The following is a 15,807-nucleotide window of genomic DNA, read 5'->3' as shown; positions in this document are numbered from 1 at the left end:
TTACGCAGTTCTAGAAAGGAGAGAAATAGGGATGAAAGACGGGTCGGAAAGAAGGGTGGTAAGGCACTGTATATATTGATAAGTACGCGGTTTGTCTTCGTGCTGGAAGGATCTTGGTGGCGAACGGCAATAGCACTCCATCAAAGCTATTCCAGTTCGCCCACAAGATCCTTCCAGCACGACAAATAGTCATAACGTAATGCTGTCTCCGTACTGAGATTCTATTTATTGAATAAACGATTACCGGCTAAAAGACAGAGCAAGAAAGGAAAGATTGCTTTCCTTTATTTGGGCGTTCTGTTTCCAGCTTGTTTTGGTAAAAGTAAGGTAAAAACTGCCGCCATCATTAGTTTTTGGCAACGTAACGCATTAATTATCTTGCTGTACCACCACGTTCATGCCTATTCCTATGGCCGACATCTTATCCCACTTGGCTTGGCTTGCGTCTTTGTAGAAGGTTGTATGAAAACCGGGCATAGACGCAGCAATGGTTAAACTGTTGTTTTGGGTTCTGGGCGCGCAGTCAATCCATTCCAACGCAATGGCGAAGTCTTGCTCTACGTAAATGCCATAAGGTTCTAAGTCAATTTGCAACCAACCTTTTTCCTTGTTCTTGACGGTATAAAGTATATCTGTGGGCGTAATATTCTGGGCGGGCCTGCCCTCTTGGAGGGTATAAACTTTCACCCTGAATTTTACCTGATCATATCTGTTAGAGGTGAGGCAGAAGTTTAGTTTGCTAAGGAAGGCCAGCTTGTCACGGTTGTTGATTTGGATGCCTAACTCCCTGCCAAGGTTTTCCTCAATTGGTCGTTGAAAAACGCTGAAATTATGATGGAACAGGGTGATAGGGCCGGCATTACCCCCAAGTTCTTTGGTTTTCCATTTCCTGGTGCCCACGCTCACTTCAGAAAGTTGCACCGGTGCGGGATTTAGCGTAATGGTAAACTCGTTTTGGGGAGTTTGGCTGGCCAGAAGTTCCTCTATCTTTATCTCTTGGGCTTCATACCCAATGGCCGAGATTCTGACGACTTTAGTTCTTTGGTTGGCGGGAATGGTAAAGGCGAACCCCCCTTTTTCATCTGAGATAGTGCCCGTAGATTCATCCAGCAGGCCAACACTGGCGTAGGCAATAGGTTTTTGGGTGTCACGGTCTAACACCTTTCCGGCCAGGGAAGCCGCCTGACGCGAGGTTTGGGAGTGATCATAGTTCCTTGAGAAGGCAGGGTAAATAGCCGTGGTCAGCGCGCAGGCTAAGAATGAGGTAAAGATGAACTGCTTCATGAACCGGGAGGTAAGCTTCCGGCAAGAGAATGCACGCTTGCCGGTAAGTAAGAGTTAAGCAAAAAAGAAAGCCGAAAGTACTGTACCTGAGCTACTCCCACCCAATCCTCTACCGCTTGTCAGCCGCTTTTATTTCAAACGGAAGCAACATAGAAGTATTATATATAGCGTAAAAGAATTTTTGGAAGAGCCAGTTTTAATTGAGTTGGATGGCTTTTGGCCTGTTTTCCGTAAAAAGGTGCCAAAACGCGAAACAGAAGCGCGACGGCACTGCTGCCATCGCGCTTCTGCATGTACTTTAAAAGGAATTATTACTGTACGCCACCGCTGCCTTCGCCTTGTTTGGCGTCATCGTTGCGGATAGACTTTTTGCGGCGTGGTGGGCCTTGCTGCTGCATTTTCCCGAAACGGTACTCAAAGCTTAATCTAAACCCACGGTTATATTGGGTCACTAAGGAATGCGTGCTGAAAGGCAGGTCGTTGGTTTGGTTTCTTCCGGCTAATCTGTTCTCAAATTTGAGTGCCTCTCTGAACGGGTTATCCATGCCTAAACTCAAGGCTCCCTTTTTCTCAAATAACTCTTTTCTGATGGCCAGGTTGTGGTAAGAGAAGGAAGAAGCGGTGCCCTGCAACTGTATTCTGGAGGAGTTGAACCCGCCAGAGAACTGGGCGCTAATGCCTTTCCCGAACGTATAGCCCGAGCTGATGTTGAGGTTGTACATCCAGCCGGAGTTGGAGGCGAACGGTGCATTCAGTTCTACATAATACAGGTTCAGGTTCCCGTTGATGTTCCAGGCCGGAATTGGTTTGGTAGAACCAGACAAACTCATGCCGTAGGTTTTGTTTCTGGCGATGTTGTTGAACGTGACAAACGTGGTATCACGCAACACCTCAGAAACAGATTCAATGGCATTGTCTGTTACCCGCATGTACACCGAGGCGTTGATTGACGTGGTTTTGAAGAAGGTGCTGTAGTTTATCTCATACGAGTCGGTTAACTCGGCATCCAATCTTGGGTTACCATACACCACCAGGTTGGGCCCTTGCTGCTGGCGGTACGGGTTCAGGAAGAACAGCTGCGGTCTTTGGATACGCTGGGTAAAGGATGTCCGTAGCTTCATGTTCGGCTTAAGGTCATAGGCCAAGGTAATGTTAGGAATGAAGTTGTCATAATTGGTGGAGAAGTCCTGCGCAGGGTTGGCGAAATCTCCGGCCACGTCTGTGTATTCATACCGTCCGCCAAACTTCAGGGCAGTTTTCTTAGTGAGGTTGAACCCGTAAGATACGTAAGACGCCATTACATTCTGGTCATAGGAGAAGCCACTGTTCAGGTCAACGCCGTCATAAAGCGAGGCACTGGACACATCGCGCAAAATGCCTTTGGCTCCTACTTCCAACAAGGTGTTTTTAGGCATGGGGTGCGCATAATCTGCCTGAAAGGTAAGTTCTTTGTTGAGGCCTTCGTTTTCATTGAGCGTGGCAGAACGCAACGGGCCTTCTACTTCATACCTGGTTTGGTTCACGGTATTGTCCTGCTCCGTTTGGCTGTAGAGGGCCAGTAACGTTAACTCTTGCTGCGGCTTTTTGAACAGATGGGTATAGTCCAGGTTTAAATCCATGCTTAACCGCTGGTTGTCGTTTTTCATGGATAGGTTGTACCTGTCCAGAAGTGACGGCTCCAGAAAACCATTCCCCGCTTCGTTTTGCCCGGCCCGGAAAGTGGTGGCGAACTGGTGCGACCGCATCTTAAAGCTGCCGGTGTTCACCCTGATTCCGGCCGCAAGGGTGTTTTTCTCATTGATATCATAGTCCAGCCCTAACTGGCCAAACCCAAACATGCCGTCCACGGTGCTGGTGCCTAATTGGGAGGTGGTGTTCTCCACTCTCTCTCCGGTAGACGGCAAGATGGCTTGGTTCACCTGGTTCAGGTTCATGGCTCCTTTGCTGTAGAACCTATTCGCGCCCGCGTTTACGTTAATACCAAGTTTCCCTTGCTTGATGCCTACGTTGGCGTTGCCGTTGCTGGAACGGGTGCCTCCGGTTAGCGTCACTGAGCCGGTCACGCCCTGCAAGCTGTTTTTCTTAGTAATGATGTTCACAATACCGGCAGTTCCTTCGGCATCATACTTCGCCGATGGGCTGGTGATAATCTCCACGCTCTTGATCACATCGGCGGGAATTTGCTTGAGGGCATCGGCCACGCTGCCGGCCATCACGGTAGAGGGTTTGCCGTTAATGAGTACCCGCACATTGGAGCTGCCGCGCATCTGAATGTTCCCGTCCTGATCCAGAGAAACGGAAGGCACTTTCTGCATCACATCGGCGGCCGTACCGCCGGCGTTGGTAATGTCTTTTTCGGCGTTGTACACCATGCGGTCTACTTTGTCTTCAATCAATGGCTTTTCGCCCACCACGGTCACTTCCTGTAACTTGGTTTGGGCGGGGCTTAGCGCCACCCGGTTCAGGTTCGCGTTTTGGTCATTGGCCGAGAGGGTGACTTGTTTCAGTTCTTTGGTTTCATACCCAATAAAGCTGATGTTGAGGGTGTACGTACCGTTGGCGACTCTTGCCAGGGTGAAGCGGCCTTTCTCGTCGGTCACGGTGCCGTCTACGGTTTTGCCGGTGCTGGCATTTATCAAGGCGATGGTAGCGAACTCTACCGGTTTAGAGGTTTCAGCATCTACAATGGTTCCGGTGATTCTTCCGGTTCCCTGAGTGGTTGGGGCGGCAGGAGCAGCACCAGCCGAAGGTGGGGTGTTCACTGGGTTCTGCGCCCACAAAGGGGCAGAGGTGGCGCAGCTTAACAAGGTTAAGAGCAGAAGTTTTTTCATAAAAAGGGTTAAAGGAAATAAAAGCGTCTTGCAACGGAAGAGATGGTGCGAGTAGCAGTGAGGAGCCAGAACCGGCTTGTGGCTCCTCTGCACGGCCTCTTATCTTTTCAGTTGAAGCATTAGTATGGAGAGGGAAAGGAATATTACAGCACCCATTACAAAAAGAAGCTTTTTAACAAAACTTTAACAGGCCACCACCTAAGCCATTTTGGTGAAAGCAAAGACAGTGAGCAAATTAGAGTTGTTTTCACTACTTTCCGGTGTTTGGGACTTATTAAAGTGCAAGGAAAAGACGTGGAGAAAAGGAGAACCTACCCAAGGAAATGAGAATGTGAGACAGCAAGCGCCGCGTGTACCTGCCAAATGGTATAGAAAGCGTAGGGGCAATCCCTGGTGGTTGCCCTTTCCGTGTTGTCCATGGTGCTTTTGTCTACCTAAAAGAATCTGGTGGGCGAACCTGCCAGGCCCTTGAATACGCGCTACTACCGTTTGCAACCCAGATCCTCCCAGGAGGACAAAGAGGATAGAATATAATCTCAATTCCAAAAAAGGCAAAAAGGCGAGTTTGCCTAATAGGGCTATCTAAACAGATGCCGTCAAGGTCTTGAGGCCATTTTAGCAAGAGACCACAAAAAACTGTTTTAAAGCTCTTTTACAGAAAAGAGCCCGGAAACGAAGCCCAGGCCCATGCCAAACGCATTTACAGCCAACCTTCCCGCACCGCTTTCGCTACCAGTTCTGAGGTGCTGGCGACCCCGGTTTTGGCCAGGATATTTCTTCGGTGCGTGTTCACGGTGTGCTGGCTGATGTAGAGTTTCTCCCCAATCTCGGGGCTGTGGTTTCCGGCAATGAGTAAGGATAGGATTTCTTTTTCCCGTTTGCTCAGCACTTCCTTGTCTGAGCAGAAGATGTGTTTGGCGTTGACATCCAGGTAGGAGGGTTCTCCTTCCAGACCGATAAAAGACAGAACGGGTTTCCCTTCCTTCTTGAGGTGGGAGATATCGGTGTGCACGCCCAGGGTGCGCAATACGCCGCCTGCCTCATCTGCCTGAATGGTGACTACCTGCTGAAGGATGCGGAGGTACTCGCCGCTGGCTTTCCTGATGCGGTAATCATACCTGACTTTGTACTTCAGACTTTTGCCTGGTGGCAATTGGGTGAAAAACTCGGTCACGGCATTTTCAAAATTCAGGAAATACGGCAGGTCATCGGGGTGAATTCTGTCCAGAATGGCAGGCACGGTGAAATCCTCGGGATGGTAGCCCAGCAAAGCGGTTACGTTCTCACTGACATATTCAATCTTGGCTTCCAGGCAGTTGAAGAGGTAGTAATAGAATTCCCCCACCTCAAAGATGTTCAGCAGTTTCTTATGGATTTCCAGCTCATACTTCAGCTCAGGAACGGTGGATTCTTTGGAAATCTGTTTCCAAATCTTCTGGGCTTCTTCAAATGCAATCAATCCCATCTTCTTGGTACGTTAAAAGTATTGAATAATGGTATGTCTTTAAGTGATAGATATCATTTATTATATCAAGTTACGGATTAGTAAAAAAAAGTATTACATTAATTGAAATATTTAGCTAAAAAATATGCGAAAATCAGGGGTAGCCGAGTTGTGTCTTGTATAAATTCCTGTTTTCTGCTCTTTCACGGGCTGAGGGGCTCCTGTTTTGCCCCTGTTTTTCTGAAAACAGCCTTAAAACGTGTTTGAGTTTTAGGATAGCCAGCGAAAACGGCTAGGGTAAGGCTCTGTTCTGCGGAAGCCTGCTTCAGCCCCTCATGGGAACGCTACGCAGGCGAGGAAAGCGAAACCACAAGGTTCTTCTATGGCCGTCTGCCGCATGAAGGGCAAATCTTAGGCATGTTCCCAAGGAGGCTTATTTGGTCAATAACACCACCCCCAGTTTCAAACCCAGATACAGGTATAAACCTGAGTTTCCGTAATCAAATAGATTCCGGTTGAAACGGGGGGCATGATAATCTGAGGTGGTGCTGCTGTAATTGTAGCCAAGGCCAATGTTGCTGTCCAGCAGAACCCGGCCAGAGAAAAATCCTTCCTGAGTGCCATATAAGACCAGCGCCCCCCACCTGTTTATCTGCTCTGTGAAAGTGTGGTACTTGAACTGATAATACAGCAAGCCATCTTCCGCCCTTTCCTGTATCCAGCCTTCTTTTTCAAAATCTATGTTAAAACGGTGGAAGGAAAACCCATAGGCGATATACTTGGCGGAGTAGGTTTGCTGATTGAATTTCCGGAAGTAGATGCGGTGCTGTACCTCGGCTCCTGCTCCTTTCACATAAGAGAAGTCTTGGGCTTCTTCTTTTCTAGTGGTGAAGAAATCAGCAAAGCGGGTGCTGCCTGCATACACCCTGGCCGAGAACAGAAGGCTGTGTCTCTTGCTGCTCCGCAGGTGCTTCTCCAGATCCAAGTGATAGCCGCGTAGTAGAAGGTGTTGCGGGCTTATCAGCAGTGAAAGCCTCTTGGTGGCCAGCGAGTCAGCTTGCGGAAAGGCGATTTGGGGCAGAACCACAAGAGCCAGAAAGAAGACCACGCGCCATCGTTTCAGGAACATACCAGAGCAGGGTGAGGTTAAAGGGCAGGCTGAACGTCTATTTTGCTAAGCAATTCCAGCGCATTCTGGGTGTAACGGTACTGGTACAACCCATCCTTGCCAACTACCAGAAGGTGACCGTTCATGGGGATCACATCATACGCGCTTATCTTGAAATGCTGTTTTAGCTGGAGCGATTTCACATTACTAGCATCATACATCTTCAACCCATCGTCGCAGACAAATAAAATGTTCTGGTCAATACCCAGGCCTTTGGGGCCGGTCATGGCATACTGGGAAATGAGTTTAGGGGCGTTGATGTTGGCTAAATCTACCACCTGCAATTCATTGATGCCCCGGCAGAAGTTTTCGGCATTGAGCGTGATGTAAGCGTACCGGCCGTCGGTCACTACGGGATCACAACTGACAATGTGCTCATACGTGGACAAAAGCTGGGGATGTTCCTGGTTCTGGATGTCAAGGATGTACATTCCGTTCTGGGAACCTATGAAAAGTTTGTCTTGATAGGGGAAAATAGTCTCAATGCCGGTTCCTAACTCAAAAACATCTTTCATTTTGGGGTGGGCAGGGTCTGCGATGTTGAAGATGTTCACCTTGGTGTCATCAACGGTGTACAACACGTCGCCAGCCACGGCAAAGCGGGCCATGGAGCCTCCCTGGCCGGTAGACTGCGCAGGCGCAACGCTGCTGTCCTGACTACAGGAGAAGAACGTGAAGGCGCAGCAGAGCAGAAAGGCGATAGAGTGAATAGTTGGCTTCATGGCTTTACTGTTTTTTTAATTTCCAGGCTACAATCACCGCATCTTGAGGAGTACCTGAGGCCAGTGCTTCTGAGGTGAAGTGGTCTGGCGGAAGCAGCGCCGGAAAAGTGTTCTTCACCCGGTTGATCTCCCTTATGTTGCTCAGATCACTGATGTCAATGGCAACCAGGTCTACCGCATTGTCTACATAGAGAATATCTTGCTTCACCGCGAAATCCAGATTGCCCGGCACCTGAACAAAAGCGATGTTCTGCGGATCTTCTGGGTTCTGGTTGTGGACCAGATGCACGCCTTTGTAGGGTTCATTGATGAGGATATAATCACCGTAGCGGTACAGCTTGCCGGTTTTGGAGATGGGTTTAGCGGCTTTTAGAAGAACAGAGGCCTCTAACTGCGCCCTGCTCATCAAGATTGGCTCATACGCAGAGACAGAGAACTCTTCGGACCATGAACCAGGGCAGGAGGTAAGCCCGAAAAACAAAGCCATAAGTGCTAAGAGGTAGACGTTTTTCTTCATAAGCAGCTAGAAAATAAGTTCTTGGGTCACTGTAAGTTAAGGAAAAAGAAGTAGCCCCGCCAAGGGTTAACCAAAATTTAACAGTGCAAATATTGTATCCCCAATGCTTGCGCTGAGGTAAGGAGAGGTTTTGAACCCAAAAGGCTGCGTCTAAGGCAGGCAGAAGTGCATTTACCTCTACTTGGAAGAATAGGATCTTTAAAAATTGAAGGCTTTACCAGCAGGAGCCAGGCAAGAAAGCCTTCAGCAAACCAGAAATCAGCTTGCTAAGGAACTAACATGAAAATACATTTCCGCCTTCGCTTAAAAAAGAAGCCTTCTGCTTTCAGGCTATTTTCAGAAAAATAGCCTGAAAGCAGAAGGCTTCTTACAAGGTGTTCTGGAAGAACCGTTACTTTTAACTCACCTGCTCCTGAAGCAACAATTCTTCACTTCTAATGTGCTTTAAAGCCTTGATGCCACTGAACAACTTGGTGAGGAAGATGAATTTGAGGATGAGACCCGAGATGGGGTTGGCACCAGTCTCTGTAGCGTGCACTACCGTGAGCCCCATGTCTAACACTAGAAAACCAATGGCCGCATAAAGAGCGCCCAGTGATTGTTTCTTCTTCACCAGAAACCCCAACAGCACGTAGACTGCCCCAATCAAGACTGCCCCCCAGCCTAGCCCCAGGGCGCTCAGGAATTCCAATTGCGCCAGTTCTGTCAAAAGACCCAACAGAATATTGAAACCGGCAATAAACCACAGAACGTTTTCGGCGGTTTTCACTTGTTCCAGCGGGTGGGTTCCGCTTCCGGGTACTGGTTGCCCGTCTAGCAGCACTTCCAGCACAGGATTGAAGCCTTCTTGTTTCAACTGCACTAAAAGCGCCCGCCCGTTAGACAGGGGGAAAGTCTGTCCCTTCTTCAGCTCTTTTGCGTTGGGAATCTGGCCTATGACGGTGCCATCATGCGTAATGGTCATATTCTTCCAGTTAAAGCTCCATTTTACAGTGATGGTTTCACTGGAAGGTAGCGTAAAGGTTCTGATGGGCATAGGAGCGCGGGTGTGAGAAGTGATGCCTTGAAGATAAGTGAAGGAGAAGTGAGGTGCAAGCGGCGGCTCTGCGTTATAAAGAGTATTTTACTACCTGACGTTCCGCCCTCCTGCCGGTGGTTCCCGGCGAGCCTGGAGACTCGCTTCATCCCGTATCATGAGACTGGAGTCTCGCGCCAGTTTTTTTATTGGTTCACCGTACAATACCGTTTGCTCCCAAAGACCTCGTAGCGTCTTTAGACCTGCGCGCGTTTGCCCCGATAGCTCGCCAATCAGGAGATTGGCTGTCCAAGAGTGCGTAGAGCGCTGGCGCTAACTCTACGCACAACAAAATGTCTCGCACCAGTAGATTCTACACCTGTGAGGTCTCCAACATCTCACAGGTGTAGCGTTTTGAGGCTGTTTTCTGCAAAACAGCCTCAAAACGCATCAGCGGGGCTCTCTTTTCTGTGGGTGAGGCCCTCTTTCTGCGGAAGGTCAGTTAATACGTAAAGCCGTTTTTGATCCTTTTTCTTGAAAACAGGGCCAAAACAAAAAAATCCCGGGAGCTACCTGAGAAAGTAACTACCGGGATTGATCTCTCCAAGAGCTTGTCTACAGAAGAATTCTATTCAAAGTCTGCCATCACCCGTAGTACGGTGCCATCCAACGCTGGGGTGACTTTAATCTGGCAGGAAAGGCGGCTGTGGTTAGTGAGGTTAGGAAGGTTCTCCAGCATGTACATCTCATCATCAGAAGCCTCGGGCAATTCAGGGCCTTCCAGCAGTTCCACGTGGCAGGTGGCGCACAGGGCCATTCCGCCGCAGGTAGCCTGAATGTTGAATTCACTGGCTTTCAATACTTCCATCAAACTCAGGCCCATGTCTGTGGGGGCTGGTACGGCAATACGCTCTCCGGCGGGGGTTTCTACGTAAACGGTGATGTCTTCTTGCATGGCATTACATGGTGGGCACTCCGTTTACGGTAGTGTATTTCAAAACGAATTTCTTGTCTGGGTTGATGATGGAGTACGCGCTCTGGGCCATCAGCGCCGCCTCATGGTAGCCGCACAAGATCAGCTTCAGCTTGCCCGGGTAGGTGTTGATGTCCCCGATGGCGTAGATGCCCGGCACGTTGGTGCTGTAGTCTACGGTGTTCACCACAATGGCAGATTTCTCCAGTTCCAGTCCCCAGTTTTCCAGCGGGCCCAGCTTGGGCACCAACCCGAAGAGCGGGATAAAGTAATCGGTTTTTATTTTGTAAGGATCGGCCCCGTCTGGTACCAGGGTCACGGCGTCTAATTTACCGTTGCCGTGTACCTCAGTCACGTTGGATTTCAGCAACAACCGCATGTGGCCTTCTTCGGCCAGGCTAGATACCTTGGCCGCCGACTCAGGCGCACCTCTGAAGGTGGTGCCGCGGTGTACCAGGGTAAGTTCTTTGGCCACATCGGCCAGGTAAATGGCCCAGTCCAGGGCAGAGTCACCGCCACCGGCCAGAACCACGCGCTTGTCGCGGTAGTGTTCTGGGTCTAGGATCATGTAGTTCACGCCTTTGCCGCCTTCAAAGTTGGCCAGGTTCTCAATGGCGGGCTTGCGCGGCTCAAAAGAACCCAGGCCACCGGCAATCACGACTACTTTGCAGCAAATTTCAGTGTTTTCGTTTGTAACTAGTCTAAACGAGCCATCTTCCAGTCTTTCCAGGTCTTCTACGCGCTCCCCCAGGGTGAAGGTAGGGTGGAAAGGGGCAATCTGCGCCATCTGGTTCTTGATCAGGTCGCCGGCCAGAATAGACGGGAAGCCGGGGATGTCATAGATGGGTTTCTTGGGGTAGATCTCAGAAAGCTGGCCGCCTACCTGGGGCAGGGCGTCTACCACGTGGCACTTCATTTTAAGAAGACCTGCTTCAAACACCGCGAACAGCCCTACCGGCCCGGCGCCAATAATACAGATATCAGTAGTTACAGTTGACATAAAAGGTATATAAATCTAACAGGCAGTCAGGCATCTCCTTTTCTGCCCCCATGGGTTGCGCAAACAAGATACTTTTGGTTTGCGCCCACAAAGTAACATCATTTTAGTTAAAAGTGTTTCCTAAGAAGCAGAACTGATTCTTGCCCCTCATGGATTAAATTGTAATTTTAGCCCTCCTAACTGTTTTTACATGCTGAACTTTATCACCTGGGATGTTTCGCCCGATATTTTTTCGCTTGGCCCGGTAACGGTACGTTGGTACGGGTTGCTGTTTGCCATGGCTTTTGTGCTCACCCAGCCCATTGAGAAATATATCTACCGCAAAGACGGCCGCACCGATGAGGACGTGGATATCCTGACCATGTACATGATCATCGGCACTGTGATTGGCGCGCGCCTGGGGCATTGCTTGTTCTATGATCCGGTCTACTACCTGTCTAACCCTATTGAGATTTTCAAGATTTGGGAAGGCGGCTTGGCCAGCCACGGTGGTACCATCGGGATTTTGGTAGCCCTGTACCTGTTCTGCCGTAAACACAAGTTTGATTACCTGTGGGTGTTAGACCGCATTGTGATTGTGGTGGCCGTGGGCGGAGCCTGCATCCGGTTAGGGAATCTCATGAATTCTGAGATTATTGGCCGCCCGAGCGATGTGCCGTGGGCCTTCAAGTTTGTAAGGAACACTGAGGTCTTTAACGGTGTGCCCGCGTACGTAGATCCGCGCCATCCGTCGCAGCTGTACGAAAGCCTCTTCTGCGTGTTCCTGTTCATCCTGCTGTATTACCTCTGGAAACGTGGTGCCGGACAGATCAGGGGCCTGTTGTTTGGTCTGTTTGTGACGTTGTTGTTCAGTTTCCGGTTTCTGGTAGAGTTCCTGAAAGAAAACCAGGAGGCCTTTGAAGACGAATTGCCTTTGAACATGGGCCAGTGGCTGAGTATCCCGCTAATTATTGTGGGTATTGGCGTCTTGGTTTACGCCGCCAAACAACCCCGAACGCCCCAAAAGGCAACTACCTAATCTGTTTTAGGCCTGATTTTAAGAAAGTAGCTTTAAAACGCCCGTCTTCGCAGAAGCATTTGCGGGACGGGCGTTTTGCTTTAGGGCAGATGGAACATTCGTTTTAAAGGCGCTTTCAGAAAACCAGGCCTAAAACGCGGTTGTGTAATTTCTGTGCATTGGGTTATCTGTTTGTTCCGTGGTATTAGCTGGTGCCTGCAGTTTGCTGTTCCCCTGGCTTGTCCGCTTTTCTCGTGGGTGCAGGTGCGGTATTGTTTCATCTCTGGCGGTATGCGCTCACGGCCGCGGGGCCCCGTCTTCCCCTCTCGCACTGCCCTTTCGGCCTGAGCCGTTTGTCTCTCTTAGTTTTGCTTATCTATGGCCAAAAGCGAGGCGCGCTCGGGGAAGACTGGAACTGGGAAAGTAGCGGAAGCGGTGCTAAAGCAGCAATATCGGTGATGATAGAACCTGTAGAGACAAGGCATGCCTTTTCTCTTACACGCATTCCTATCCCCGGCAAAGGCGTATTCCCCTCTGAGGCTCATCTTGTAGGGAAAAAGCGGCTGATTGTTTCCTTGGCCTGTCCCCTGACAGGCCAAGGCAGGGGACAGGCAGGTTGAACCGCTTTTCTCCCGTCCTGGCAGGGGACAGGACGGGGAAGCGGGTTCGTGCGTTTTAGGCTCGTTTTCCGAAAAACAGGCCCTAAACGCTATCCCCGCTCTTCCGGAGGCGTTCGGTCGGGGAGTTCCACTCCCGAACAGCGGTATCAACAAAAGTTTCCCTACAAGATGGGCCTGGAAGGGGTAGGAGTGGGTTCCGACTTTCCGCCATCTCCTTCAAAGGCGCACCAATCATTCATAGGGGTATTAGAACGGGAATGCCGTGCCGAACTGAAATTCGGCACGGCATTCCCGGTAGAGGAGAAAATTCTAGTTTACCTGTAAACCGCTGTTGGGTACAAAGTCCAGGGAGACGGAGTTCATGCAGTAGCGTTTGTAGGTAGGGGCGGGGCCATCGTCAAACAGGTGGCCCAGGTGGGCATCGCAGCGGCCGCAGAGGACTTCTATGCGCTCCATGCCGAAGGAGTGGTCTTCTTCGTATTTAACGGCTGTTTTCCGGAAAGTCTCAAAGAAGCTGGGCCAGCCGCAGTCACTCGCAAACTTGGCATCAGAGGCAAATAGTTTATTTCCGCAGGCGGCGCAGTAGTACGTGCCTCTGCCGGTGTAATTCCAGAGTTTGCCGGTGAACGCGCGCTCGGTGTCTTTTCTGCGGGCCACCTGGTAAAGATCGGGCGGCAACACTTTCTTCCACTCGGCATCAGAAACGTGCAGGGTGGTGGTGTCTGTGCGGGAGTAGTACGGGTTCTTCGGGTGCTGAGAAGTTGCGGGGCTTTGTTGGGCCGTGACCATTGTGGGTGCCACTACAGCAGATTGTTGCGCGGTTTTCTCGGCCGAACTCTGACAGCTGAGCAAGGGCAACAGGAAAAGAACGATCAAAAAAGGAATATTTTTCATGGAGTAGCGACGCATCATGGGTGAATACCGCTAGAACAAGTACGGCCAACAGAAAGTTTGCGGATTTCCAGCGTCTCTGTTTTCTATTCCCGTTTAGGGGCTGCTTTTAAAGAAACAGCCCCTAAACGGGCGCAACGCGTAAGCCGGAAACACAGAAACGGGGAATTACACCCCAATGTCCTCGTTCCAGACGGCGGGTTTCTCCTGGATAAACTTCTGCATGAGTTCGTGGCACTCCTGGTTGTCCTCTACCGTTATTTCCACCCCGCGGGTGCGCAGCAGTTCTTCCTCGCCCACAAACGACTTGTTTTCGCCTATTACCACTCTGGGGATGCCATACAGCAGAATAGTGCCTGAGCACATAGAGCACGGCGACAAGGTGGTGTACATAGTACACTCGCGGTACACCGAGGCGGGCTGACGACCCGCGTTCTCCAGGGCATCCATTTCGCCGTGCAGAATGGCGCTGCCGTCCTGTACCCGCTTGTTGTGGCCCCGGCCAATAATCTTTCCCTTGTGCACTAGTACCGAGCCGATGGGAATACCACCTTCTTCGTATCCTTTTTTCGCCTCTTCCAGGGCCGCTTGCAAAAATTCGTTCATAGTTTTCTATTGTTTACGATGATGTCTGATGCCTAAAAGTACCGGCGAGACCACCAGACTGATAAGCCCCGCCGATATGAGCACAATGATAGGGTGGTAGGGGTCTCGCTTGATTCCTTCGCCTAGCTGGGATCTAATCCCGACAACCGCCGCCATCACCACCACCATCACTAACCAGTACGTGCTTTCCCCTCTTTTATTTCCGGGTAACTCCCTTTGTTTGGGGAGTTGTACGATAAACCACATTAAGACCAAGAGACCAACCAAAGAAACGATACTCTGCCTCCATAAGCCAGCCATCCGGCTGCTGATGGGCTTTGTCAAGGTGTCTGTGCCCAACTCCACAAAAGGCAGCAGCTCATCCCGGTGACCGGGCGAGTGGGTAAGGATATCCAGCACTAAATGAGAGAAAGTGCCCACCAAGATGCTAAAGATCACCACCACATAGTTCTTCTTGAAATAGGCTGCCCAATCAAACGCGGTATATTTAAGAAGGCGCATCCGCAGAAACGCAGGTAAGTTCTGGAGCAACGGATCGCGTACTACCAGGTGGAAAAGAAAGGAAAGCAACAGCCCCAGCGGTAGGTTGAAGTAAAAGATTCCCCACCAGGTATGGCTGTGGGGGTCATGTTCGCTCATGCGCAGGAACTTCTCAAAGTCAGGGGCCATGCTGCCAATCACCAGGCCTGTGCCAGACCGGCACTTTTTGGGAAGCGCCAGCAACGGCAGAACCACGGCCGGATGGGAGAAGGTGAATGACATGAGATCGGTTTTAAACTGGAAAAGAGTTCCTAAAGGTACAACGCAAGCCGAAAGGTGAAAGGCCGCCTGTCCCGTTTTAGGCCCAGTTTTTCCAAATCTTGCCAAAAAGAGGTGAAATAATGCGGCAGACTGCAGCAAGGCTAGACGGTTTTCTGAGGTCTCTTGCTGGTTAAGGTCTGGAGAATACTTGCTGTTTGATCTTGATCAGGAACGGCAGAAGAATCAGACTCAGTAACCCCGCAGAAATGGCCGCCACAAAAATATAGTAGCGGTTCAGCATGCCGCCCGCCATTACCCATAAGGCTACTACCACGCACACGATCACGCCTGACATACACCAGAACCCCAGAATAGATCTCTTTTCCAGCGGCTTTTTTTCCTGCGGTAATCCATAAATAAAGACAGCCATCACAAAGCCTCCAATCACAGACAGCACCTGCTGCAGGAACGTGAACCAAGGTCGGCTGAAAGGCTCTGGCAAAACCGGCTGCAACAGAAACGGGAACATGCGCACCCCCCGGCCTTCCTTGTGGGTAAACGCGTCCCAGCCTAAGTGCGAGACAATGCCTATCAGCAAGGAAAGTACTACTACCGGCCAATGCTTCCTGAAATGCGTTTTCCAGTCAAACCGCTTGAACCGGTCAAAGCGCTTCCGCAGAAAATAGGGAAGGTGGTCAATGAGCGTGTTCCGGACAATGAGATGGAAGAGAAAGCAAACCAGCAGCCCCACCGGCAGATTGAAATAGAAAATGCTGGGCCACGTGTGACTGTACGGGTCATGGAGGCTCATCCTGATGAACTTCTCAAAATCTGGAGCCATGCTGCCCACAATCAACCCCGTGGCGGAGCGCCACTTCTGGGGCAAGCTAATCAGGGGTAAGACAACGGCTGGGTGCGAAAAGGTGAAGGGCATGTAGAAAGAAACTTAAATCAGCTTAACGGAAAGGCGGAGGGAATGGATGCCGCTACCATTATTG

At 50.4% G+C, this 15,807-nt stretch carries 15 protein-coding genes; 1 reads left to right on the top strand and 14 read right to left on the bottom strand.

The genetic code is table 11. The features are described 5' to 3' along the window. Window positions 1-369 precede the first annotated feature (369 nt). The 10 genes from HHO50_RS01755 to HHO50_RS01715 form a co-directional block, all read right to left on the bottom strand. On the bottom strand, window positions 370-1,284 hold the full coding sequence (locus HHO50_RS01755; protein ID WP_181304286.1) for a carboxypeptidase-like regulatory domain-containing protein: 915 nt from the start codon (window positions 1,282-1,284) through the stop codon (window positions 370-372). A 158-nt stretch (window positions 1,285-1,442) separates the two neighbouring features. Beyond that, window positions 1,443-1,577, bottom strand: coding sequence for a hypothetical protein (locus HHO50_RS21175; RefSeq protein WP_255478552.1), 135 nt, complete (start codon window positions 1,575-1,577; stop codon window positions 1,443-1,445). 18 nt (window positions 1,578-1,595) lie between these two features. Then, entirely contained in the window at window positions 1,596-4,115 is a 2,520-nt protein-coding gene (locus HHO50_RS01750; protein WP_181304285.1) for a TonB-dependent receptor domain-containing protein, read from the bottom strand. Between the two features lie 700 nt (window positions 4,116-4,815). Continuing rightward, window positions 4,816-5,580: a LuxR C-terminal-related transcriptional regulator gene (locus HHO50_RS01745; protein ID WP_181304284.1), complete on the bottom strand. Its 765-nt coding sequence runs from the start codon at window positions 5,578-5,580 to the stop codon at window positions 4,816-4,818. A 412-nt stretch (window positions 5,581-5,992) separates the two neighbouring features. Further along, complete coding sequence (locus HHO50_RS01740; protein WP_181304283.1) at window positions 5,993-6,688, bottom strand: hypothetical protein; 696 nt, start codon at window positions 6,686-6,688, stop codon at window positions 5,993-5,995. A 17-nt stretch (window positions 6,689-6,705) separates the two neighbouring features. Continuing rightward, window positions 6,706-7,449 carry an LVIVD repeat-containing protein gene (locus tag HHO50_RS01735; protein WP_181304282.1) on the bottom strand — a complete coding sequence of 248 codons (744 nt, stop codon included), beginning with the start codon at window positions 7,447-7,449 and terminating at the stop codon, window positions 6,706-6,708. Between the two features lie 4 nt (window positions 7,450-7,453). Further along, window positions 7,454-7,966 (bottom strand): hypothetical protein, encoded by a 513-nt coding sequence (locus HHO50_RS01730; protein WP_181304281.1) that lies wholly within the window; start codon window positions 7,964-7,966, stop codon window positions 7,454-7,456. Window positions 7,967-8,363: 397 nt separating this feature from the next. Then, window positions 8,364-9,002: a hypothetical protein gene (locus tag HHO50_RS01725; RefSeq protein WP_181304280.1), complete on the bottom strand. Its 639-nt coding sequence runs from the start codon at window positions 9,000-9,002 to the stop codon at window positions 8,364-8,366. Window positions 9,003-9,609: 607 nt separating this feature from the next. Beyond that, window positions 9,610-9,936 carry a 2Fe-2S iron-sulfur cluster-binding protein gene (locus tag HHO50_RS01720; RefSeq protein ID WP_181304279.1) on the bottom strand — a complete coding sequence of 109 codons (327 nt, stop codon included), beginning with the start codon at window positions 9,934-9,936 and terminating at the stop codon, window positions 9,610-9,612. A gap of 4 nt (window positions 9,937-9,940) precedes the next feature. Further along, window positions 9,941-10,954: an NAD(P)/FAD-dependent oxidoreductase gene (locus tag HHO50_RS01715; protein WP_181304278.1), complete on the bottom strand. Its 1,014-nt coding sequence runs from the start codon at window positions 10,952-10,954 to the stop codon at window positions 9,941-9,943. Between the two features lie 190 nt (window positions 10,955-11,144). Between HHO50_RS01715 and lgt the strand changes: the two genes are divergently transcribed. Next, entirely contained in the window at window positions 11,145-11,972 is an 828-nt protein-coding gene (gene lgt / locus HHO50_RS01710; RefSeq protein WP_181304277.1) for a prolipoprotein diacylglyceryl transferase, read from the top strand. A 908-nt stretch (window positions 11,973-12,880) separates the two neighbouring features. On the opposite strand, the gene msrB is transcribed toward lgt, so the two are convergent. The 4 genes from msrB to HHO50_RS01690 all read right to left on the bottom strand — a co-directional run bounded on the left by msrB (window position 12,881) and on the right by HHO50_RS01690 (window position 15,743). Continuing rightward, window positions 12,881-13,483 (bottom strand): peptide-methionine (R)-S-oxide reductase MsrB, encoded by a 603-nt coding sequence (gene msrB, locus HHO50_RS01705; RefSeq protein ID WP_255478551.1) that lies wholly within the window; start codon window positions 13,481-13,483, stop codon window positions 12,881-12,883. 147 nt (window positions 13,484-13,630) lie between these two features. Next, window positions 13,631-14,068, bottom strand: coding sequence for a nucleoside deaminase (locus HHO50_RS01700; RefSeq protein ID WP_181304276.1), 438 nt, complete (start codon window positions 14,066-14,068; stop codon window positions 13,631-13,633). 6 nt (window positions 14,069-14,074) lie between these two features. Beyond that, window positions 14,075-14,830, bottom strand: a complete 756-nt coding sequence (locus HHO50_RS01695) for a DUF4184 family protein (RefSeq protein WP_181304275.1) — start codon at window positions 14,828-14,830, stop codon at window positions 14,075-14,077. A 169-nt stretch (window positions 14,831-14,999) separates the two neighbouring features. Beyond that, window positions 15,000-15,743, bottom strand: coding sequence for a DUF4184 family protein (locus HHO50_RS01690; RefSeq protein WP_181304274.1), 744 nt, complete (start codon window positions 15,741-15,743; stop codon window positions 15,000-15,002). Window positions 15,744-15,807 lie beyond the last annotated feature (64 nt).

The sequence above is a fragment of the Rufibacter sp. XAAS-G3-1 genome, from assembly GCF_013623775.1.
Classification (GTDB): domain Bacteria; phylum Bacteroidota; class Bacteroidia; order Cytophagales; family Hymenobacteraceae; genus Nibribacter.
This window is presented reverse-complemented; position numbering and strand designations above follow the sequence as displayed.